This is a genomic window from Mesorhizobium sp. WSM4841 (assembly GCF_055811515.1).
Genome location: NZ_JBVVQC010000014.1, coordinates 111,814 through 133,685 on the forward strand (window position 1 = coordinate 111,814; position 21,872 = coordinate 133,685).

Annotated in this window: 19 protein-coding genes; 11 read left to right on the forward strand and 8 right to left on the reverse strand. The window is 61.1% G+C overall.

The window, feature by feature from the left end; genetic code table 11:
• Window positions 1-311: 311 nt before the first annotated feature.
• From AC0L14_RS18400 to AC0L14_RS18410, 3 genes are all read right to left on the reverse strand, one after another.
• On the reverse strand, window positions 312-2,036 hold the full coding sequence (locus AC0L14_RS18400; protein ID WP_473750287.1) for an adenylate/guanylate cyclase domain-containing protein: 1,725 nt from the start codon (window positions 2,034-2,036) through the stop codon (window positions 312-314).
• A 509-nt stretch (window positions 2,037-2,545) separates the two neighbouring features.
• On the reverse strand, window positions 2,546-3,010 hold the full coding sequence (locus tag AC0L14_RS18405) for an SET domain-containing protein-lysine N-methyltransferase (RefSeq protein WP_287057300.1): 465 nt from the start codon (window positions 3,008-3,010) through the stop codon (window positions 2,546-2,548).
• A 136-nt stretch (window positions 3,011-3,146) separates the two neighbouring features.
• Window positions 3,147-3,506 (reverse strand): cyclic nucleotide-binding domain-containing protein, encoded by a 360-nt coding sequence (locus AC0L14_RS18410; protein WP_473750288.1) that lies wholly within the window; start codon window positions 3,504-3,506, stop codon window positions 3,147-3,149.
• Between the two features lie 29 nt (window positions 3,507-3,535).
• Between AC0L14_RS18410 and AC0L14_RS18415 the strand changes: the two genes are divergently transcribed.
• The 3 genes from AC0L14_RS18415 to AC0L14_RS18425 are packed head-to-tail and all read left to right on the forward strand — an operon-like array spanning window position 3,536 to window position 4,709.
• Complete coding sequence (locus AC0L14_RS18415; protein ID WP_473750289.1) at window positions 3,536-4,057, forward strand: recombinase family protein; 522 nt, start codon at window positions 3,536-3,538, stop codon at window positions 4,055-4,057.
• A gap of 2 nt (window positions 4,058-4,059) precedes the next feature.
• Window positions 4,060-4,302 (forward strand): hypothetical protein, encoded by a 243-nt coding sequence (locus tag AC0L14_RS18420; protein ID WP_473750290.1) that lies wholly within the window; start codon window positions 4,060-4,062, stop codon window positions 4,300-4,302.
• Window positions 4,302-4,709, forward strand: coding sequence for a hypothetical protein (locus tag AC0L14_RS18425; RefSeq protein ID WP_287074210.1), 408 nt, complete (start codon window positions 4,302-4,304; stop codon window positions 4,707-4,709). Before AC0L14_RS18420 ends, AC0L14_RS18425 begins: the two co-directional genes overlap by 1 nt.
• A 90-nt stretch (window positions 4,710-4,799) precedes the next feature.
• On the opposite strand, the gene AC0L14_RS18430 is transcribed toward AC0L14_RS18425, so the two are convergent.
• Window positions 4,800-7,922: an MFS transporter gene (locus AC0L14_RS18430; RefSeq protein ID WP_473750291.1), complete on the reverse strand. Its 3,123-nt coding sequence runs from the start codon at window positions 7,920-7,922 to the stop codon at window positions 4,800-4,802.
• A gap of 345 nt (window positions 7,923-8,267) precedes the next feature.
• Complete coding sequence (locus AC0L14_RS18435) at window positions 8,268-9,317, reverse strand: LacI family transcriptional regulator (RefSeq protein ID WP_473750292.1); 1,050 nt, start codon at window positions 9,315-9,317, stop codon at window positions 8,268-8,270.
• 401 nt (window positions 9,318-9,718) lie between these two features.
• Between AC0L14_RS18435 and AC0L14_RS18440 the strand changes: the two genes are divergently transcribed.
• From AC0L14_RS18440 to AC0L14_RS18475, 8 genes are all read left to right on the forward strand, one after another.
• Window positions 9,719-10,951, forward strand: coding sequence for an ABC transporter substrate-binding protein (locus tag AC0L14_RS18440; protein ID WP_473750294.1), 1,233 nt, complete (start codon window positions 9,719-9,721; stop codon window positions 10,949-10,951).
• A 113-nt stretch (window positions 10,952-11,064) separates the two neighbouring features.
• Window positions 11,065-11,958, forward strand: coding sequence for a carbohydrate ABC transporter permease (locus tag AC0L14_RS18445; RefSeq protein ID WP_023797405.1), 894 nt, complete (start codon window positions 11,065-11,067; stop codon window positions 11,956-11,958).
• A complete protein-coding gene (locus AC0L14_RS18450; protein WP_287329336.1) occupies window positions 11,951-12,886 on the forward strand; it encodes a carbohydrate ABC transporter permease in 936 nt (311 codons plus the stop codon). Before AC0L14_RS18445 ends, AC0L14_RS18450 begins: the two co-directional genes overlap by 8 nt.
• 2 nt (window positions 12,887-12,888) lie before the next feature.
• On the forward strand, window positions 12,889-13,986 hold the full coding sequence (locus AC0L14_RS18455; protein ID WP_473750316.1) for an ABC transporter ATP-binding protein: 1,098 nt from the start codon (window positions 12,889-12,891) through the stop codon (window positions 13,984-13,986).
• A 51-nt stretch (window positions 13,987-14,037) separates the two neighbouring features.
• Window positions 14,038-14,784: a sugar phosphate isomerase/epimerase family protein gene (locus AC0L14_RS18460; protein WP_473750295.1), complete on the forward strand. Its 747-nt coding sequence runs from the start codon at window positions 14,038-14,040 to the stop codon at window positions 14,782-14,784.
• A gap of 12 nt (window positions 14,785-14,796) precedes the next feature.
• The gene (locus AC0L14_RS18465; RefSeq protein ID WP_473750296.1) at window positions 14,797-15,960 is read left to right on the forward strand and encodes a Gfo/Idh/MocA family protein; all 1,164 of its coding nucleotides are present in this window, start codon (window positions 14,797-14,799) and stop codon (window positions 15,958-15,960) included.
• A 133-nt stretch (window positions 15,961-16,093) separates the two neighbouring features.
• Complete coding sequence (gene mgrA, locus AC0L14_RS18470; protein WP_473750298.1) at window positions 16,094-17,140, forward strand: L-glyceraldehyde 3-phosphate reductase; 1,047 nt, start codon at window positions 16,094-16,096, stop codon at window positions 17,138-17,140.
• Between the two features lie 217 nt (window positions 17,141-17,357).
• The gene (locus tag AC0L14_RS18475) at window positions 17,358-17,762 is read left to right on the forward strand and encodes a Fur family transcriptional regulator (protein ID WP_023797411.1); all 405 of its coding nucleotides are present in this window, start codon (window positions 17,358-17,360) and stop codon (window positions 17,760-17,762) included.
• A 290-nt stretch (window positions 17,763-18,052) separates the two neighbouring features.
• Here the strand turns inward: AC0L14_RS18475 and AC0L14_RS18480 are convergent, their stop codons facing one another.
• From AC0L14_RS18480 to polA, 3 genes are all read right to left on the reverse strand, one after another.
• On the reverse strand, window positions 18,053-18,331 hold the full coding sequence (locus AC0L14_RS18480; protein WP_292483446.1) for a type II toxin-antitoxin system RelE/ParE family toxin: 279 nt from the start codon (window positions 18,329-18,331) through the stop codon (window positions 18,053-18,055).
• Window positions 18,328-18,576 (reverse strand): hypothetical protein, encoded by a 249-nt coding sequence (locus AC0L14_RS18485; RefSeq protein ID WP_473750300.1) that lies wholly within the window; start codon window positions 18,574-18,576, stop codon window positions 18,328-18,330. Before AC0L14_RS18485 ends, AC0L14_RS18480 begins: the two co-directional genes overlap by 4 nt.
• A 99-nt stretch (window positions 18,577-18,675) precedes the next feature.
• On the reverse strand, window positions 18,676-21,642 hold the full coding sequence (polA, locus tag AC0L14_RS18490; RefSeq protein WP_473750301.1) for a DNA polymerase I: 2,967 nt from the start codon (window positions 21,640-21,642) through the stop codon (window positions 18,676-18,678).
• Window positions 21,643-21,872: the final 230 nt, after the last annotated feature.

Consider the following 21,872-nt stretch of genomic DNA (forward strand, 5'->3'; position numbering starts at 1 on the left):
AACCACGTCGTTCCGAGAGCCACACTTGAAGGGCGGTCCTCCACCCAACGGCGACGTAGAACGCTCCGCGGCTGTACGGCAGAGCCGAATCCTACCGCCGGCTCGGTCGCGCCATCTTTGGGCATTCACGATACGAACGCGAAACGCCGCATTCGTCACCCACTCCGCGCGTAGCCTACGGCCGGGGCAAGAGGCGCGGTGTTCCGCAACCTCAAGGGACGAACTATCGTTTGCGACCGCGAAGCCATCCGCATGCGTTCCGGTGAACTCGCCGCGTGGTGTAAATTTTCAATGTCCCATTGGCGGCCTACTTACTCCGGCAATCCGGCGTTGCGCAGGCCATCGAGCAGAGGTTTGAGCGCATCTCGGTGAGCATAAGGATTCACAGCGATCAGTTCCCGCGATGAGATGCTGGGTCTAAGTTCGCGAGCCTTCGCCAGCGCATGCGCAGCGAGAGCGGCATGGCCGAGATGGTCATGGGCGGCCGCCAGTGTGAGCCAAGCGGGGTGATCCTTTTTTGGCATGTTGTCCAAGGCCGCTACGACTTCGCCATATCTCCTCAGTTCCAACAAAATTTTGGCGCGAATTACCCAGAACCAGTGTGGTGGAAACGGGGTTCTCTTCAGCGCGTCGTCGATTGAAGCCAGAGCCTCCTCCGGCCGGCCGGCGTATCGCAACCAATTCGCTCGGTCCGCGCGAATTTGCGCATCGGCCGGATTGAGAGCGACGGCGCGGTCGAAATGGACGCCGGCCCGTTCGTATTCGCGGAGCCACACCATGACCATGCCGTTGGCGTGGTGGACCGTCGGATCGTTGCTGTCCAACTCCATGGCTCTTTGTGCGGCAAGTGACGCTTCGTGCAGCGTTCGTGGATCGGTGTCGAACCAGTAGCGGCCGAGGAGAGCGATCGCCAGCCAGGCGTGAGCGTGCGCAAAATCGGGATCGATCGCCGTCGCGCGGGAAAAAAGCGGAACGGCCTCCTTCTCCATGTTGGCGTCGGCCAGCTCCCGGCCCTGCAGGAAAAAGTCATAGGCCGTCCAGCTCGACGTTGGCCGCTTGCGCACCTGAAGAGCAGCAGCGGCCACCATTCGCCCCTCGAGCGTCGTCACGATTGCTGCCACGACTTCGTCCTGCACAGCAAAAATGTCGTCGCATTCGCGATCATACCGCTCCGCCCAGACGTGGTTGCCTGTCCTTGCGTCGATCAACTGTGCAGTAATGCGAATCCGCTCGCCCGCCTTCCGCACACTACCTTCGATGACGTAGTTCGCGCCCAGATCGCGGGCGGCCTGCATTGGGTTGATGCCCATCCTGGCAAGATGGAACGAAGCGTGACGCGCCGCGACGGTAAGATTTCTGAACCGCGACAACTCGGTGGTGATGTCCTCCGTGATGCCGTCCGAAAGGTATTGTTGACTGGGATCGCCGCTCAGATTGTCGAATGGCAAAACGGCAATGGAGGGCCTGGCAGCAGACGTCGTTGCGGCCCGCCCGCCCACTTGACCAGTCCTCGTTTCCACACGGTAAACCCGCACCGGTCTGACGATATTCTTGAGCGCCACCTCGCCCATGTCCTCGAAGGCAGCGTTGCCTTTGCCTCGCAATTCCTCATGAACCTTGGCCGAGACGCAGACCCCGCCTGGCTCTGCCAAGGCTTCGAGGCGAGCCGCAACGTTCACACCGTCGCCATAGATGTCCGAGCCCTCACCGATCACGTCGCCCAGATTGATGCCGATACGCAGCAATATGCGGCGGTGCTCGGTGACGGATTGGTTGGCCTCCGCCATTTTGGCCTGTAGTTCGACTGCAGCCTCGACCGCGTTCACCGCGCTGGTGAACTCCATCAGCACGCCGTCGCCCATAAGCTTGACGATCCGCCCGCCGCGATCGCGAACGATCGGCTCCAGGATCGCCTTGCGCCGCTCCTTCAGTGCCGCCAGCGTACCCGCCTCATCCGCCTCCATCATTCGGCTGTAGCCGACCACGTCGGCCACAGCGATGGCGGCAAGACGGCGCTTGACGCGTTCATCAGCCATTAAGTGATCGCCTCACTGGTTGGATCGATTGTATTTGCGCCGCACGGAGGAGTCCATCGTGGCCAGCAACGAGAACGGCTACCTGGGTGGAATGATGGTCTCCTACCCCTTTCGGGACATTGAGCCTTCAACAGTCAATGACTGCTTCGGGTCACGAGTGCTGGTTCCGGCCAATGTCGGCTTTCAAGAAGAGAATTCGACTCCGGAAGGTCTCGAAAGGGTCAGCTTCAGACCTTGGTCCCACTGGGCTGAACGTCCGCTATCGTTCTTCGGACGCCAAAAGCTGCCGGTCCGCTGCCGGCCCCTTTCGGACGTTCGGAGGCGATGGCGAACACCTCCCGCACGAGGCCGAGCAAGAGGCAATCCGAGAAATGGTCGCGTTCCGGGCTCCGGAAAGCCCCCTGAGCGACATGGCCGACACTGCGCGCGGGCCGGAATGCGAAAATGGGGCCATGGTTCTGATCAGCAAGTTTTGGTAATGAGATCAACGGAAAAACGTGACAGCAGCATCAATTCCGTGCCCAAATCGCTTTCGCGAATTCGCCATACAGAGGGGCCCACGGACATTTTCCATAGTGGGAATAGTCTTCCAGGATTTCGGCTCCCGGTCCGATATCATGAAGCGCTAAGCTTTGAAGTTTGGTTGGGTCGTCGACGGAGTTGGGGGTGAATGAATGGTTGGTGAATTGTGCTCCATCCAGGATCAAAATAAGCCGGTTAAGACCACTCGGGTAGTAGCTATAATGCAAAATGGCGTCCAGAAGCCCATTGACAAGAACGGTACGGGGCAAGGAGTCAATAGCTTCGTATTGATCTCGCTCTATCACCAGCACATCTTGCGAACGCGCCTGCCACCAAACTGTCCCCTTAGGGATGAGTCGTCTCGCGAACACACCCCAACCATGCAAGGCGCTAGCGCGAACTTCCGTCAGCTCGCTAAAAGGATTATGGGCAAAAACAATTTCGTTTTGCATCAGCAAACTCCTGCGTAACGGATAGTTCGTTGGACTCGGGAAATCGACGATGCGGCTCTACTATCGTAATTAGCATCTTGCTCCGAAGGGAGGGCTTGTGTGATGCATCATTACTGTATAGTCGCTTCGGTCGGGATCATGCCGTCGATAAACCGACGCCTCGGGTCAGAGGATCATGTGCAGAGCCCTTTGTCAAAGGCCGCTCCGCTTCACCTTCTGCCTCTCTTGAGGTCAGCACCTGTTCCAGCCGCGCCCGTAGGTGCGGTGCACGTTCGAGCAGATATGAAAACTGTTCGCGCTGCAGCGATAGAAAGGTGCATGGGGTGAGCGTTTTCACACTCGCGGTGCGAGTGACATTTTTAAGCAGTGCAATCTCGCCAAAATAGTCGCCGTCCCTGAGCAGGGCAATCCGTGTTTGTTCAGGCGTACCTTCGGCCATTGCAATGCCGCGGAGGCTGGTGATGCCCGCTCTCTGCAATGACCCGATGATCGGCATGACGGTTTCAGCAAAGCACGACGACCTCGATGGGACGGCTGACGCTCAATATCCTGCTGTCGTTCGCGCAGTTCGAACGCGAGGTGATTGGCGAACGCATCCGCGACAAGTTCGCGGCGTCGCGGCGGAAGGGCATGTGGATGGGCGGCAACGTCCCGCTCGGCTATCGCGTCGAAAATCGCAAACTGGTCATCCAGGAGGAAGATGCCGCAACGGTCCGCATGATCTTCGAGCGGTTCCTGTCGATCGGATCGGCAACCATTCTGGCACGCACCCTGAATGCCGACGGCGTCACAAGCCGCGGTGGCAGGCCAGTCGACAAGGGCTATCTCTACAAGCTGCTCAGCAACCGGGTGTACATCGGCGAAGCCGTCCACAAGGGCACGAGCTATCCCGGCGAGCACCAGGCGATCATATCGCGAGACCTCTGGGACAAGGTTCGTTCGATCATTGCCGAGACACCGCGCAAGCGGGCAGGGCATTGCCAGCAGGCGAGATCGAGTCAGCCGTCATCGACCAGCTTCGCGCTCTGCTCCGATCGCCCGAGATGATCGTGAAGACTTGGACCGTGGTGTGCGAACAAGACAGCGACATCAGCGAGACCGAGGTGCGTAACGCACTAATCCAGTTCGATGCGCTCTGGGACGAACTGTTCCCGACCGAGCAGGCCCGCATCGTCCAGCTTCTGGTCGAGCGCATCGACGTCGATGTCGAAGGCATCTCCATTCGTCTTCGAACCGAAGGGATCACCAGCATCATTGCCGAGCTTCGGCCGAACCTGCGGAAGGCGGCCTGATGATAAATCACGAGATCAATCGCGACGGCACCACCCTGACCGTCTCTATCCCGCTCGCCATCCGCAAGCGCGGCGGCCGCAAGGTCATCGTCTCACCAGCCGGCGCCGAGCCATGGGTGCCGTCACGCCCACGCATCGACAACACGCTGCTTCGAGCTGTCGTGCAGGCGTTCCGCTGGAAGCAGCAACTGGAATCAGGCCAGTTCGCGACGATCAGCGAACTGGCAGAAGGGGAGACCCTCGACAGGTCGTTCGTGTCTCATATGCTCAGGCTGACGCTACTCGCGCCGGATCTGATCGAGGCAATACTTGATGGCAAGCAGCCGCGCACAATGGAGCTTCAGCCGCTGATGCGCGGGCTGACGGTGGATTGGAAGCGGCAGAGGTGCAGTAACGTACGCTACTGAACGTCCGTTTTGACCCATATCTGACTTGCGCTGGCGACAAGACGGTAGGCAGCTTTGCGCCGCGTAACGGACATTCCGATTACCTGAAAATCACTGCAATCCGCGCGATTGGGCTGTAGAACTGGATTCCAGCAACCCACTCCTTGCTGACTTCGCTGTTTGCAGGTCATGGAGTTTCTGGTTCGCGGCACGCAGTCTTCCACCCAACACCCGGCAGATCTGCAGCAGAATACCCGGCCGCTGCCGGGCAAGGTCCTCGAAATGCGAACGCTCCAGCACAAGGCAGCTTGCGTACCCGACCGCAACTATATCCGCCGAGCGCTCACCTTCGCCGAACAGCGCCATTTCTCCGAACATCGAGCCGGGTTTCAGCGTTGCAAAGTCGGTGAAGCCCGAAGGACCGCGCTGTCTCACTTTGACTTCGCCTTCAAGGAGGACAAAAAGCTCCTCGCCATGCGCGCCCTGCTTGACGATAACCTCGTCGGATAGGTAGTCGGTGCGCTTCATGACCTGTTGCACCGCATACAGATCGTCGAGCGAGCAGCTTTCGAAAATTGGCACATTGCGCAGGAAAAGCAGGCGGTCGAGCAAACCGTGTTCGGCATTCGGCATATCGGACTCCAATGATCGTGCAGCCACAGCGGCCCGGCGTAGCCAGGGCAACGAGGAGGTGCTCATGGCATCGAGCACGGTTTTGATAGGCAGGGTCTTGCCACGCTTGGCCGTATCACCGTCAAGCAGTGGGATGAGCGGCGTCACCAACCGCCGCTGGTCGACGGCGGTAATTGCCTCTGCCGCGCGAGCACGCATACGCTCGTCGCGGGCGCTCAGGAAGCGCCGGATATAGCTGACCGTCTGTTTGTGGCCCAGGGCAGCAAGCGTCACCAGGACCTCGTCGATCGCGGCCTGATTGGCCTCTGCCATTGCAATTCTGGCGATCGCAGCCCAGGCGAGGTTGCTGTCGGGCACTGCCTGACGCCATTGGCGATACCTGTCAATACGGGGGAAGGCATCTTTCTGCAGATAGCTGAACAGGGCTTCGGTGGCGCCTACGTGGCCGAGCACCTCGATGACGGCGAGGCGGACGGATGGATTCTCGTCTCGCAGCATAGGCAATACCGCTGCCACGGAATCCTTGCGGGCGACCAATGCCGCGATTGCGACGCGGCGTACCGATTCATCCCGATCCGTCAGCCCGACAGCGATACGCTTCGCCGGCCAGCCTCCTCGCACCGCCAGTTGATAACCAATCACTCGTCGTCCCGTGTCGTTGGAACGGACGGCTTCCTCGAGCAGGTCCTGGGGCAGACCAGTACTCCCGGGCTTGGAATAAGGCAGGGCAGCGATCGTCTTGACTATGACCTCTTCAAGCGAAGCATGATTGCGAATGATGCTGACGAGCATCGGCGTGAACGCGTCGTCGCACCGCGCGGCGGCGATCGGCAGCAGTGCCGTGGCTACCTCCAATTGAGACTGGGCCATCGTTACGAGCGCTTGCGCCGCTTCCGGCGATTTGCCGAGGCGTGCAGCCAAATCGAGCGCGATCATCACCGGTGCCTGATCCCGATCCTCGGGCAGGGATCGCCCCACTGCCACAAGGTACTGGGCGATGCGGACGCGGAGCACCGGTTCCGCATTGGGCCAGAGTGTCAGCAGATCTGCTGCATGCCGGTCGCCTCCACGAGCCAGGGCGATGACCGTTTCGTCGCCCGATGTCGTGAGTTTCTCGGTGATTGGTTCGAGGAATGGTCCTATCGAGGTATGGGCAACAATACGCAGAGCAAGTTCGGTCGCAGTTCTGTCCTGTCCACTTAGCATCACGACGAGGTCCGCACTGTTGCTCGCGGCGACGGCCGATGCTTCGCGTATCAGGAACTCGTCGCGATCGAGATCGACAGCCCCCTCTCGCAGTATCCCTACAAGCCCGCTGACATAGCGCCAGCCGATACTCCATCCGCATGCGAGGAAGCAGAGGCTAAGAACAACGCCGAGCACGCCGACACCGAAAAGACCTGCGAATTGCGCCACCACCCAGACCAGCAGCCCGGATACGGCCAATGCCATCGGATAGATCAGGCTGTCGTTGAAGGCGCGCAGCCGGCTTGCAAACCGCCCTGGAACTGCGTTGTAGTTGATTGCCGTGACCGGCGCATCGATATTCTTGGAAAGACCATCATAGACGACGTGCGCAAACATCGCGACCGGCAGCGCCGGACTGGCAAGCATGGCGATGAAGCTCACTCCGCACGCGGCTGGGAAAACAAGGTTCATGCGCGCGATGCCGAGCCGTTGCATCAGCGGGCTGGTCAGCCACAACCCGATCGCCATGCCAACAAAATTCAGGGCGCCGCTCATCAGTCCGAAGAACTTGGCAAGCGACTGTTCGTCCGGAAAACTGTCGGTGTAGATGTTGAAAACCATATACTCAGCGATGCATTGCGTAACAATATTCAGGAAAAGTGCGGTTGAAAGCAGAATTGCTATTAAAAATCCCCGCATCATGCTGCCTATGCTGCGAAGGTTTTCAAGTATTCCGGACTCTCCCTGCTCCTCCCTTTCGCCCGCCGGCTTCCAGCGGAGAGACAGCCAGGCCAGATGCGCGAGGCAGAGGCACAGTATCAGCGGCATGCCGAAGAGCAGCCAGAAGGGCGATACGAAACCTGCAAGCAAGCCGGCGAGGCTGCCACCCACCATGCCCCCTGCGGACAAGGCGACAGCGACACGCGTCGAATAGCGCGTCATTTCGCGCGCAGTCAGATAATCGATCAACACCACTTGGAAGACGCTGTAGAGCAGCGACTCCAACACGCTGATTCCTGCGTAGAGCGCATAGTCCGCTGCCGTACCGCCAAACCCGCTGGCGAGGATCAACAATGCTGTCATCACAATGACGGCGACCATGAACCGCTGCAGCAGGACAACACGGCTGCCGCGGTCGATCATCCGGGCATAGACAACCCACGCGGGAATCGAGACGAGAGCGAACACCATGTAGTAAATCGCGATCCCCTCGCCGCCTTGGGTCGATAGAAACCGGGCAGCCGCCAAGGAGGAACCGAAGGTGTTTGCGGTCGCGAGCAGGAAGGCGCTCAGTACGAGATGCCCGATGCGATCGTTGGGAATCGGCAGCCTGCGAAGCCAGCGAAGGAGCATTTCAATTCCCGAGGGGGCACTCATGGGTTGGCCACTCGAAATCTTTTCCGCCTTGGTCAAACGTCGCATTCACGAATAGCTAAGTTGCGCCAATAGGGTCTCTTGGAACCAGACCATTTCATTGGCGCGAAGGATAGTGCCTTGCGGTAGAAGCGCTCCCAGAACGCACGACGGGAACCGGTGACCGGCAAATGTCACCTTTGGGTCACTCACGACATCGGAACTTGGGAGTTGAACGTCCGCTATCAGCCTTCCTACACCACAAGCGGACCTACTGCTTCCGGGCCCAAGGCTGCCAGTCAGCAGCGCGCATTTTGCAGCCAGTGGAATCACTTGGCGCCGCAGAAATGCGACTAAGACAAATAGATGGAGCGGGATGCCAGTTCAATTTGAACGTATCCCGCTCTAGTCGGAACGGCGATAGGCCACAACCTCGCCAGGCTTGCTCAGGCTCTGCAAGGAGCCCGGTGTTTCGCCGCCGATCCAGCCCAGCACCGAGCGGGCGAGTTCGGCGCCGGCCAGCCGAAAGTTCTCATTGACGACCAGCAACTCCCTGCGGAACAGGTGCAGCAGGTCGGACGACTGCTTGGACACCACGTCGACGTCCCGGCCGAGCTTGAGGCCGGCGTCCTCGATGCCGGCGACGATGGCGAGTGTCGCGGCAGCGGCACTGCTGACGAAACCGTCCGGCCTGACGTCGCGGCGCATCAGCTGCGCGGTCCTCATCCTGATCTGCTCGATCGAATGGTCGACCGAAACGGTGTTGAACGGGATCTCGCTGGCGCCGACCTCGCTCAGCGCATCTGTGAAGCCGTTCAGCGTATGACTGTGGTAGGTCAGCTCGACTGGAGGCGCCAGCAGAGCCAGCCTGCGGCGGCCGATGCCGGCCAGGTGGCGCACAGCCTCGGTCGCGAACGCGTAGTTGTCGAAATCATGATAGGGGTGGATCAGCCCCATATCGGTGCGGCCATGCGTGGCGAAGGGGATGCCGCGCTCGAGCATGTAACGGGCCCTGGGGTCATTCGGCTGGGCGCGCGAAATGATGACGCCGTCGGCGGAGCCGGTTTCCACCAGATAACGTATCGGGTCCAGGGGATCCTGAGAACGTGAATAGGGCGTGACGATCAGGTGGTAGGGTGTGTCGGCGATGACTTCCGAGACGCCGTAGATGATGTCCGAGACAAAGCTCATGATCTCGCGCTCGGTGTTGAGCACGAGGCTGATGACGTTGGTCTTGCCGGTCCGCAGGCGCACACCGGCACGGTTGGGGCGGTAACCGATCTGCCTGGCGACGAGCTGGACGCGTCGCCTGGTTTCGGCGCCGATCTCGGGCGCGTCCTTCAGGGCCCGCGACACGGTGGTGACGCCCAGCCCGGTCATGAAGGCAAGCGTCTTCAATGTCGGCCGGCCCAGTCCCGACGCCTCGTCGTCCTTTTCCGTCTGATCTCTGTCCATTCATCCCGCCCGTCAGGCGCATAGCAGTTGCCGTGCAGGTCGGCAATCGGCGGCTCGCCCGCCTGATGAACACCCTATATACTGAAACGTTACAGATTGTCACTTGCCATCGCGCAACGGCCAGTAAAAGCTAACTTGGATGAGCGGCGCTCCGTTCGACGCAAAGTCGGGGTGCGTCGGCAAGGACTTGCCCGCAGAGCAAGGGTTTGCCGTATTTCACGCATTGCAGCATCATTTTTGCAGTACAGCCTGCCTTGCTGCGGTGAAGGTGGCGGACATTGCGCGGCGAGTTTGTTCGCGGCTCGAAAAAAACGCCGAGCTGCTCCACTTCGGGGGTTGCGCGCCTCCAACAATTGCCGTATCGAAAATCTGTAACGTTTCAGATTCTGGGAGGAGCCGAAATGCGATACCAAATCATGACCGCTGCGTTGGCGGTGGCGCTGCCATTAGCCGGCCCGGCGGCAGCGACGGATCTGGAAGTCACCCATTGGTGGACTTCGGGCGGCGAGGCGGCGGCGGTCGCCGAATTCGCCAAGGCGTTCGACGCGACAGGCAATCATTGGGTCGACGGCGCCATCGCCGGCTCCGGCGGCACGGCGCGGCCGATCATGATCAGCCGCATCACTGGCGGCGACCCTATGGGCGCCACCCAGTTCAACCACGGTAGGCAAGCGGAAGAATTGGTGCAGGCCGGTCTGATGCGCGATTTGACCGAGCTCGCCACCAGGGACAAGTGGGCGGAAATCGTACAGCCGAAGAGCCTGCTCGACGGCTGCACCCTCGACGGCAAGATCTATTGCGTGCCGGTCAACATCCACTCCTGGCAGTGGCTATGGCTGTCGAACGCGGCCTTCGAAAAGGCCGGTGTGCCGGTGCCGAAGAATTGGAATGAATATGTCGCGGCCGCCCCTGCGCTGGAGAAGGCAGGCATCATACCGCTGGCGGTCGGCGGGCAGCCCTGGCAATCCTCGGGCGCCTTCGACGTGCTGCTTACGGCGGTTGGCGGTACGGACGCTTTCTTGAAGGTCTATCGCGACAAGGATGCGGAATTCGCCGCCGGGCCCGAAGTCGCCAAGGTGTTCAAGGCTGCGGACGATGCCCGCAAGATGGCGAAGAACACCAATGTGCAGGACTGGAACCAGGCCACCAATCTCGTCATCTCCGGCAAGGCCGGCGGCCAGATCATGGGCGACTGGGCGCAGGGCGAGTTCCAGGTTGCCGGCCAGACCGCCGGCAAGGACTACACGTGCCTTCCCGGCCTTGGCCTGAACGAGGTCATCGCCACCGGCGGCGACGCCTTCTACTTCCCGCTGCTGCAGGACGCTGAAAAGTCCAAGGCGCAGGAAGCGCTGGCCGAAACGCTGCTCGATCCCAAGACGCAGGTCGCCTTCAACCTCAAGAAGGGTTCACTGCCGGTGCGCGGCGATATCGACCTCAAGGCGGCGAACGACTGCATGAAGAAAGGGCTCGACATCCTGGCCAAGGGCAGAGTCATGCCCTGGACCGACCAGCTGCTGTCGCAGGACACCCAAAAGCAGAAGGAGGACCTTTTCTCCGAGTTCTTCGCCAAGCCGGACATGACCGTGGAAGAGGCGCAAAAGCGCTTCGCCGACATCGTCGCCTCAGCGGACTGACGATCGACGAACCGCTCGCTCCCGGCCCGCCGCGGGGCCGGGAGCTCAGGGTCAAGGCCATGACCCTTCCGCCCTGACCCTTCGGCCTTACCCGATCCAGCCCGGCTGTGCAGATGAGCAAGAGCGAACGCCCCAACCAACTCTTCCGCAACCTTAACGCCAAGGTCGCCTCTATTCCGATGGTCCTCACCGCACTGGTGATCTTCGTCGGCGGCAGCGCCTGGACGGTGCTCTATTCCTTCACCAATTCAAAACTGCTGCCGCGGCTGAACTTCGTCGGGCTCGACCAGTATTATCGTCTGTGGTCGACGCCGCGTTGGCTGGTCTCGATCGAGAACCTCCTGGTCTACGGTGTGCTGTCGCTGGTGTTCTCTCTGGTCATCGGCTTCATACTGGCGGCGCTGCTCGACCAGAAGATCCGCTTCGAGGACACGTTCCGCACCATCTTCCTCTACCCCTTCGCGCTGTCCTTCATCGTCACCGGTCTGGTCTGGCAGTGGCTGCTCAACCCGGAGTTCGGAATCCAGGGGGTGGTGCGCGGCCTCGGCTGGGAAAGCTTCAGCTTCGATCCGCTCTACAATTCCGACATCGTCATCTACGGCATCCTGATCGCCGCGCTCTGGCAAGGCACCGGGCTGATCATGTGCCTGATGCTGGCGGGCCTGCGCGGCATCGACGAGGATATCTGGAAGGCCGCGCGGGTGGACGGGATACCGACCCTAAAAACCTATCTCTTCATCATCATTCCGATGATGCGACCGGTCTTTATCACCGCGCTGGTCATCATCGCCGCCGGTATCGTCAAGGTCTATGACCTGGTCGTCGCCCAGACCAGCGGCGGTCCCGGCATCGCCTCCGAAGTGCCGGCCAAATATGTCTATGACTACATGTTCTTCGCCCAGAACCTCGGCCAGGGCTTCGCCGCCTCGACCATGATGCTGCTGTCGGTGGTGGTCGTCATCGTTCCCTGGGCCTATCTCGAATTCGGAGGCAAGAAGCGTGGCTGACCTTGCCGTTCCCCTGCCTGCCGGTACGGGCTCTATCGGGCTTGAGGCATCCGGGCCGCGAGGGCCCAAGCCGCGGCATGTGTTCTCGCGCCGCAACATCTTCCTCTACGGCACGCTCATCGTGGTGGCGCTGTATTATCTGCTGCCGCTCTATGTGATGGTGGTGACGTCGCTCAAGGGCATGCCGGAGATACGCCTCGGCAATATCTTCTCACCGCCGCTCGAGATCACCTTCGAGCCTTGGGTGAAGGCCTGGTCCAGCGCCTGCACCGGCCTCAACTGCGACGGGCTCTCGCGCGGCTTCTGGAACTCGGTGCGCATCACCGTTCCGTCGGTCATCCTGTCGATCGCCATCGCTTCGGTGAACGGCTACGCGCTCGCCAACTGGCGCTTCAAGGGCGCCGACACTTTCTTCGTGATCCTGATCGTCGGCGCCTTCATCCCCTATCAGGTGATGATCTATCCGATCGTCATCATCCTGCGCGAAATCGGCCTCTACGGCAGCCTGAGCGGCCTGGTGATCGTCCATTCCATTTTCGGCATGCCGATCCTGACGCTGTTGTTCCGAAATTACTTCTCTTCGATGCCGGAGGAACTGTTCCGGGCGGCGCGCGTCGACGGCGCCGGCTTCTGGGGCATCTATTTCCGCATCATGCTGCCGATGTCGCTGCCGATCTTCGTCGTCGCCATCATCCTGCAGGTGACCGGCATCTGGAACGACTTCCTGTTCGGCGTCGTCTACACCCGCCCCGACACCTATCCGATGACGGTGCAGCTCAACAACATCGTCAACTCGGTGCAAGGCGTGAAGGAATACAACGTCAACATGGCCGCCACCATCCTGACCGGCCTGGTACCGCTCGTCGTCTACTTCGTTTCCGGCAAGCTTTTCGTGCGTGGCATCGCCGCCGGCGCGGTGAAAGGATGATGATGACAAGGCTCGAAAATCCCAGCGTCTCGATCCAGGACCTGTCGCTGAATTTCGGCGCAATCTCGGTGCTGGAAACTCTCAACATCGATGTCGCCGAGGGTGAGTTCATCGTGCTGCTCGGGCCGTCCGGCTGCGGCAAGTCGACCTTGCTCAACTGCATCGCCGGGCTGCTCGACGTTTCGGACGGCCGCATCTTCATCAAGGGCAAGAACGTCACCTGGGAGGAGCCCAAGGACCGTGGCATCGGCATGGTGTTCCAGTCCTATGCGCTCTACCCGCAGATGACGGTGGAGAAGAACCTGTCCTTCGGGCTGCGCGTTGCCGGTATTCCCAGGGACGAGATCGCCAAGCGCATCGCGCGGGCCGCCGAGATCCTGCAGATCGAGCCGCTGCTGCAGCGCAAGCCGTCGGCGCTTTCGGGCGGACAGCGCCAGCGTGTGGCGATCGGGCGGGCGCTGGTGCGCGACGTCGACGTCTTCCTGTTCGATGAGCCGCTTTCCAATCTCGACGCCAAGCTGCGCGCCGAGCTGCGTGTCGAAATCAAACTGCTGCACAGCAAGCTGCAGAACACCATGATCTATGTCACCCACGACCAGATCGAGGCGATGACGCTGGCCGACCGCATCGCGGTGATGAAGGGCGGCGTCATCCAGCAGCTCGACGCCCCGCAGACCATCTACAACCGCCCGGTCAACCGTTTCGTCGCCGGCTTCCTCGGCTCGCCGGCGATGAATTTCCTCGACGGCCGGCTCGAGAAAAATGATGGCAACTGGCACTTCGTCGCCGAGGATGCGCGGATTCCGCTTGCCACCTACGCTTTCGAAAAGGAGCCCGTGCCAGGGGCGGCCGTGTTCGGTATCCGGCCCGAGCATGTCGCCTTCAACAGCGGCTCCGGATGGCCGTTCACAGCCACGGCAAATGTCGTCGTCGTCGAACCCATGGGGTCCGACACGCTGGTCTGGCTGAAGCTCGCAAATCAGAATTTCACCGTTAGGGTGACATCCGAGCGCACGCCAAACAATGCCGACACGGTGAGCATCGGTTTTGACCCGATGCGCGCTTCGCTGTTCGACGCTGCCACCGGCACCCGCCTGTAACTCCCCGAAATTTTCACCCTCAAGCCCATCCCCAGAGAACGGACAGAGACGATGAATTGGTCATTCCAACTTTACAGCGCCCGCAATTTCCAACCTTGGGAAGGGGTGCTCAAGCTGCTGGGCGAGCTCGGCTACGCGCAAGTCGAAGGGTTCGGCGGCGTCTATGACGATCCCAAGGCGTTTCGTGCCGAACTCGACAAGAACGGGCTCGCCATGCCGACCGGCCATTTCTCGATCGATGCGCTCGAGAACGATTTCGACGGCGTGCGCAAAATCGCCGACGCGCTCGGCATCACTCTGCTCATCTGCCCCTACCTGGTCGCCGAGAGCAGGCCGACCGACACGGCCGGCTGGCGCGGCTTCGGCGCACGCCTGGCCAAGGTCGGCGAGACAGCTGAAAAAGCCGGCTACGGCTTTGCCTGGCACAACCATGATTTCGAGTTCAAAAAGCTTGCCGACGGTTCGGTGCCGCAGGACCATATCCTTGCGGCAGCGCCCGACATCGGCTGGGAGATGGACGTTGCCTGGGTGGTGCGCGGCGGCGAAGATCCGCTGCCCTGGATCGAGAAGCATGGCAAACGCATCGCCGCCGTCCATGTCAAGGACATCGCCAAGCCCGGCGAGGGCCTCGACGAGGACGGCTGGTCGGATGTCGGCCACGGCACGATCGACTGGGCCGGTCTGATCAAGGCGCTGCGCGCCAAGAGCGCCGCCAAATACTACGTCATGGAACAGGACAACCCCAACGACATCGAGCGCTTCGCCCGCCGCTCGATCGCAGCCGCCAAGACCTATTAGGAGCAAACCAGCATGGCAAAAAAACTTGGGATCGGCGTCATCGGCTGCGGCAACATTTCGAAGGCGTATTTCTCGTTTGCGCCGCTGTTTCGCGGCATCGAGATGCGCGCCTGCGCGGATATCAACATGGATGCGGCCAAGGCGCGGGCGAAGGAGTTCAAGCTGCGCGCCGAGACAGTCGAAGGGCTGCTGAAGGCCGACGACATCGACATCATCGTCAACCTCACCGTTCCGGCGGTGCACTACGAGGTGTCGAAACAGATCCTCGACGCCGGCAAGCACGTCTATTCGGAAAAGCCGTTCGTGCTGTCGGTCAAGGAAGGGCTGGACCTGAAGAAACTGGCGGAGAGAGACGGACTGCGCATCGGCTCGGCGCCGGACACTTTCCTCGGTGGCGCGCACCAGCTTGTCCGCAACCTGATCGACAGTGGCAAGCTCGGCAAGATCACCAGCGGCACATGCCATGTGATGAACCATGGGATGGAGCACTGGCACCCCAATCCGGACTTCTTCTTCCAGCCTGGCGCTGGCCCGGTGCTCGACATCGGACCCTACTATATCACCAACCTGATCCAGCTGATCGGGCCGGTGAAGCAGGTGGCGGCCTTCGCTTCGATCCCGAAGACAGAGCGCATGATCTCGTCCAAGCCTCGCGCCGGCGAAAAAGTCCTGGTCGCCACGCCGACGACGATCCACGGCGTGATGGAGTTCGAGAATGGCGCCGTGGTGACGCTCAATACCAGTTGGGACGTGTGGAGCCATGGCCATGCGCCGATGGAACTCTACGGCGAGTTGGGCACGGTGTTCTTGCCGGATCCGAATTTCTTCGGCGGCGACGTTCGCTTCACCAATGCCGCCAAGCCGGTCAAGAAGTTGCCGAAATGGAAGCATCCGTTCGGCGTGGCCAACCAGATGCATTCGCATGGCATGATGGCCAACTATCGCACCGCCGGTCTCGCCGACATGGCGCTGGCGATCGCAGAAGGCCGGCCGCATCGCTGTTCGATGGAACTGGCGCTGCATGCCGTCGATGTGATGACCGGCCTGTTGCGGTCGGGCGCGAGCGGAAAGTTCGTTGCCATGCAGACCACCTGCGAACGGCCTGCGGCACTGGGCGTCAAGGATGCGGAAGGGCTGTTGGCGAAGAAGAAAGGGCTCTTGGCAAAGAAGAAATAGGTGCGGGCTTCAGTGGTTGCGACACGTCGAACCCTCTCCCCATAGAAACCGGGAGAGGCTAAGGGTGAGGGCAGAGCCGACTCACCTTTTCGCGATGGCCCTGCCGGGCTCGCTTTTGCTTTGAGGATCTCCCATGCCCTATGTGTCCGCTGAAAACCGCTACGAGAAAATGGTTTACAATCGCTGCGGGCGATCCGGCCTGAAATTGCCGGCGATCTCGCTCGGGCTCTGGCACAATTTCGGTGACGACACACCGCACCGAACCAAGCAGGCGATCGCGCGCAAGGCCTTCGATCTCGGCATCACGCATTTCGACCTCGCCAACAATTACGGCCCGCCGCCCGGTTCGGCGGAGACGGCTTTTGGCGAAATCCTGCGGACGGATTTCTCCTCCTATCGCGACGAGCTGATCATCTCGACCAAGGCCGGCTATGAAATGTGGGCCGGCCCCTATGGCGAGTGGGGCGGGCGTAAATATGTGCTGGCCAGCCTCGACCAGAGCCTGAAGCGGATGGGGCTCGACTATGTCGACATCTTCTATTCGCACCGTTTCGATCCAGAAACGCCGCTGGAAGAAACGATGGGTGCGCTCGATCACGCAGTGCGCTCGGGCAAGGCGCTTTACGCCGGCATCTCCTCCTACAATTCGCAGCGCACGCGCGAGGCCGCCGACATATTGAAGCAGCTCGGCACGCCATGCATCATCCATCAGCCGAGCTATTCGATGCTCAACCGCTGGGTCGAGGACGATGGTCTGCTCGACACGCTGGAGGGGCTCGGCGTCGGCTCGATCGTGTTCACGCCGCTGGCGCAAGGCATGCTGACCGACAAATATCTCGGCGGCATCCCTGAGGGCAGCCGCGCCAGCCAGGGCAAGTCGCTGAGGCCGGCCTTCATCAACGACAAGACCATCGTCAACATCAAGGCGCTGAACGCGATTGCCGGCCGACGCGGGCAGACGCTGGCGCAGATGGCGCTGGCCTGGGTGCTGCGCAAGGGCCGGGTGACCTCGGCGCTGATCGGCGCCAGCCGGCCGGAACAGGTCGAGGATTGCGTCGGCGCGCTGAAGGCGCTCGACTTCAGCGATGCCGAGCTCGCCGAGATCGACACCTACGCGCGCGAAGCCGACATCAATCTGTGGGCCGCCTCCGCCGAGCGCGAGGGTCCGCCTCGCAAGTGATTGGCAGCGCGTAGCCGAACAGGTACGGCGGAACTGCTCCCGCCGTTTTTTACTCGGCCGCCAATGTCTACTTCGAAATTTGGGCCTGCCCGGAGTTGGCCGGCTTCTCGGCCATACCGACACAGAAACAGTAGCAAAAAGGCCGGTTCGTAGCTATCTGGAGAGAACTGGAGCCGCTTGCAGTGCAACCGGCGCAATACGGGTTGGAAACAGGATCATGGCGGCAAGGGATGTGCTGACGAAAAACCAGCTGTGCGTGCTTGAGAAACTCGAGGCCGCCAGCGGGCCGCTCAGCGCCTATACATTGCTCGACCAGCTTCGCGATCGGGGTTTTCGAGCACCGCTGCAGGTCTATCGCGCGCTCGACACGCTGGTGAAGTCCGGCTTCGTGCACAGGCTCGAAAGCCTCAATTCCTTTGTCGCCTGCGCCGAGCCGCACGACCACAGTCATTCGATGACCGCCTTTGCCATCTGCGACACATGCGGACAGGTGACCGAATTTTCCGACCATGATGTCGGACACCGGCTCGACGAATGGGTGCGCTCGACCGGCTTTGCCGCCAAGAAGGCGGTGATCGAGTTTCGCGGCACCTGTGCCAAATGCCTGGCCGAGGCGGCTTAAGGTGTATTGATATTCAGGTGATGCCGGCCTGCAAATGGTGGCTTCCTGCGCTTCCGGTGCTTACGTACCCAAAAGTACGTTCCGCTCCGGTTCTCGGAACCCACCATTTTCGACTCGGCCTGACCTGAATCTCAACACACCTGGCTTGGGCGCATCAATGAGCCTCTTCCCAATTGTCGGCGTGCGCGGGCGTCGAGGCGGCTTAGATCAGGAAAGCCTGAGGGCAAAGCTCTAAGACAGGGCAAGGTAGCGGATCGGTCCTCGAAGCCTCGGGGTGCCAATGACGGCACCTAGGAAACGGGCCTTCTTGAGGTATGCCGGATGTGCAGGATCTCGATTGCATCGGCACGGGCGCGGTAGAAAACCTTGTAGGGATAGTGACCTATGAAGAGAACGCGAACGTCAGGGATGTCGGTCGCGTGGCCACTTTCCGGAAATTCGGCAAGTCGCGAAATCCCAGCCTGGATCCGGGAAATGACTGAATAGGCGCCCTGAGGTGACCGCTCTTCGAGGTAATTGAAAATCGCCTCGCGTTCGGCAAAGGCTTGCCGCGTGAATCGGACCTTCATCGCCTGCGGCGAATGTCGGCGGCTCGAACCGTATCCTCATCTACGAAAGTGCCGTGATCGGCCTCTGCGAGTCCTGCTGTCACGGCGCGGCGCTCTGTTTCCGACGTGGCATACAGACCCGTTCGGCGCGCCTCGATGACGCGGGCATAGTCGGCTAGCTCCTCCTGGTCTTCGCGAGGCCAAGCTGCCGCGTGCTTTACCAGATTCTCAAGTGTCTTGGTGATCATGGGGGCAATATAGCACACGGCTGCTTGTCGTGAACCTTGAACCGAAAAATGGCACACTGAGGGAAGGGAGTCACCAGATACTGCCTTCCTAAACGGGAAGTCGATAGCGGCCCCGAACTAATGCGCCTCTTCCCAATTGTCGGCGGCGCGGGCGTCGACATGCAGTGGCACCGACATCGACACCGCTGGCATCGCGGCGTTCTCCATCACATGGCGCACGACGGGGATCGTCGCCTCGACCTCCGCTTCGGCCGTCTCGAAGACCAGTTCGTCATGCACTTGCAGCAGCATGCGGGCGGAGAGCTTCGCCTTTTCCAGCGCATCGTCCATGCGTATCATGGCGCGGCGGATTATGTCGGCTGCGGTGCCCTGCAGCCGGGCATTGATCGAGGCGCGCTCGTTGAAGGCACGGACTGAAGGATTCGACGACCGTATCTCCGGATAATGGATGCGGCGGCCGAAGATCGTTTCGACATAGCCGTATTCGCGGGCATAGGCTTTGGTCGCGTCGATATAGTCGCGGATGCCCGGGAAGCGCTCGAAATATTTCTTGATATAGGCGCCGGCCTCCTCGCGCGGGATCGACAGCTGGTTGGCCAGGCCAAAGGCGGAAATGCCGTAAATGATGCCAAAATTGATCGCCTTGGCGCGGCGGCGTATCTCCGCGGGCATGCCCTCGACCGGCACGTTGAACATCTCCGACGCGGTAATGGCGTGGATGTCGGCGCCGTCGGCAAACGCCTGCTTGAGCTGCGGGATCTCGGCGACATGGGCGAGCACGCGCAACTCGATCTGGCTGTAGTCGGCGGAAACCAGCTTGTTGCCCTTGTCGGCGATGAAAGCCGTCCTGATCTTTCGCCCCTCGACGGTGCGTACCGGAATGTTCTGCAAATTGGGATCGGAGGACGACAGCCGGCCCGTAGTCGTCGCGGCAAGCGCGTATGAGGTGTGGACGCGCTTCGTATCGGGATGGACGAAACCGGGCAGCGCATCGGTATAAGTCGATTTCAATTTGGTCAGCTGGCGCCAGTCGACGATCTTGCGCGGCAGCTCGTGGCCCTCGGCGGCGAGGTCCTCGAGGAGCTGAGCCGAGGTCGACCATTGGCCGGTCTTGGTCTTGGAGCCCCCCGGCAGGCCCATCCTGCCGAACAAGATGTCGCCGAGCTGTTTTGGCGAGCCGATATTGATGCGCTCGCCAACAAGCTGATAGATTTCATCCTCCAGCCGCGTGGCGCCCTGTGCCAGTTCGCCGGAGAGCCGTGACAGGATCTGCCGGTCGACGGAGATGCCGCGCTGCTCCATCCTTGCCAGAACCGGCACCAGCGGCCGTTCCAGCCGCTCGTAGACCGAGACCAGGCCCTTGGCGGCAAGCCGTGGCTTCAGCACCCGCCAGAGCCGGAGCGTCACATCGGCATGCTCCGCGGCATAAGCCGTTGCCTTGTCGATATCGACCTGGTCGAAGCCGACGAAGCTTCTTCCAGAGCCGGCCAGCTCCTTGAGAGTGATGGTCGAGTGGCCGAGCCACTTTTCCGACAGAGCCGCCATGCTGTGGCCGCCGGACGTGCCTGCATCGAGCACGTAGGAAATCAGCATGGTGTCGTCGAAGGGGGCGACATCGATGCCGTGGCGGCTCATGACGACGAGGTCGTATTTCAGCTCCTGCACGATTTTGAGAACCGACTTGTCCTCCAGCAACGGCTTCAGGATGCCAAGCGCCTCACGGATCGGGATCTGGTTTTCGACCATTCCGCCGCCGAGCAGGTCGCCGTTGCCGCTTTTATGAGCGAGCGGCACATAGGCGGCGCGACCGGGCGCGGTGGCTATGGACAGGCCGATCAGCTCGGCCCGCATCGGATCGGCTGACGTGGTCTCGGTGTCGAAGGCGACGATGCCGGTCTCCATCGCCTCGGCCACCCATGCCTTCAGCACTGCTGTGTCGCGGATGCAGACGTAGGCGCTGGTGTCGATCTTGCTGGCGGTGGCGTCCTCGAAGCGAAGCGCCGAGAGCAGCGAAGGGGTGTCGCCTTCCTTGGGTTCCACCTTGACGGTGGCCGGCACCGCTTCCCCGGCTTCGTCTGTCACTGTGCCTGCCGCTCTTTCGGCGGCTGCCGGCACCCCAAACCCGACATCGGGACCATGCGCGGTGTCGGCGCGCTCGATAATGACGGGAACGGCCTTGACATCAGCCGCTTCCGTTCCGGTCGCTTCCGCCACGCGGCGGGTCAGCGAGGAGAATTCCATCGTCTTGAGGAAGCCGATCAGCTTTGGTCCGTCGGGCGGATGCAATACGAAATCGTCGAGTCCGCTGATCCCCGGCACGTCGTTCTTCAGCGTCACCAGTTCACGCGAAATGCGCGCCTTGTCGGCGTTGGCAATGATCGATTCGCGCCGTTTGTCCTGCTTGATCTCGCCGGCGCGGGCGAGCAGCGTATCGAGATCGCCGAACTGTTCCAGCAATTGCGCCGCGGTCTTCGGCCCGATGCCGGGCACGCCCGGCACATTGTCGACCGAATCGCCGGTCAGCGCCTGCAGGTCGATCATTTTTTCCGGCGGCACGCCCCATTTCTCGATCACCTCGGGAACGCCGATCTGGCGGTCCTTCATCGGGTCGTACATGGCGACCGAAGGGCCGACCAGTTGCATCAGATCCTTGTCGGAGGAAATGATGGTGGTGTCGCCGCCGGCTTCGCAGGCAAGCCGGCAATAGGTGGCGATCAGGTCGTCGGCCTCGTAGCCTTCTGTCTCGAGGCAGGGCAGGTTGAAGGCCCTGGTCGCCTGGCGGATCAGGCCGAACTGCGGGATCAGATCTTCCGGCGGCGCCGAGCGGTTGGCCTTGTATTCGGGGTAGAGATCGTTGCGGAAGGTTTTCGACGAATAGTCGAAGATGACGGCGAAATGCGTCGGCACGATGCCGACATCGGTATTGCGGGCGTCCTGCGTCAGCTTCCACACCATGTTGCAGAAGCCGAGCACGGCACTGGTCGGCAGCCCGTCGGATTTGCGGGTTAGCGGCGGTAGCGCGTGATAGGCACGGAAGATGTAGCCGGAGCCGTCGACAAGGAAGAGATGATCGCCTTTTTTCATGGGACGAAGGGATAGCGCGGCGGGGCGTCGTGGTCCATGCCAAAGGCGGTCTCAATCACCGGTTCCGGCAACATCCCTGACAAGTCGAGCCGATCACGGGTATGTTACGAAAGTGTAATCTTCGTGCCCTTGAATCGCCACGTTCGGAGACACAGATAAACGCCATCGGCATTTTTCGCCGAGGTCCGGAGCAAGGCCCGTCCCCCGCCTATCCCGGACACTTGCGGCAG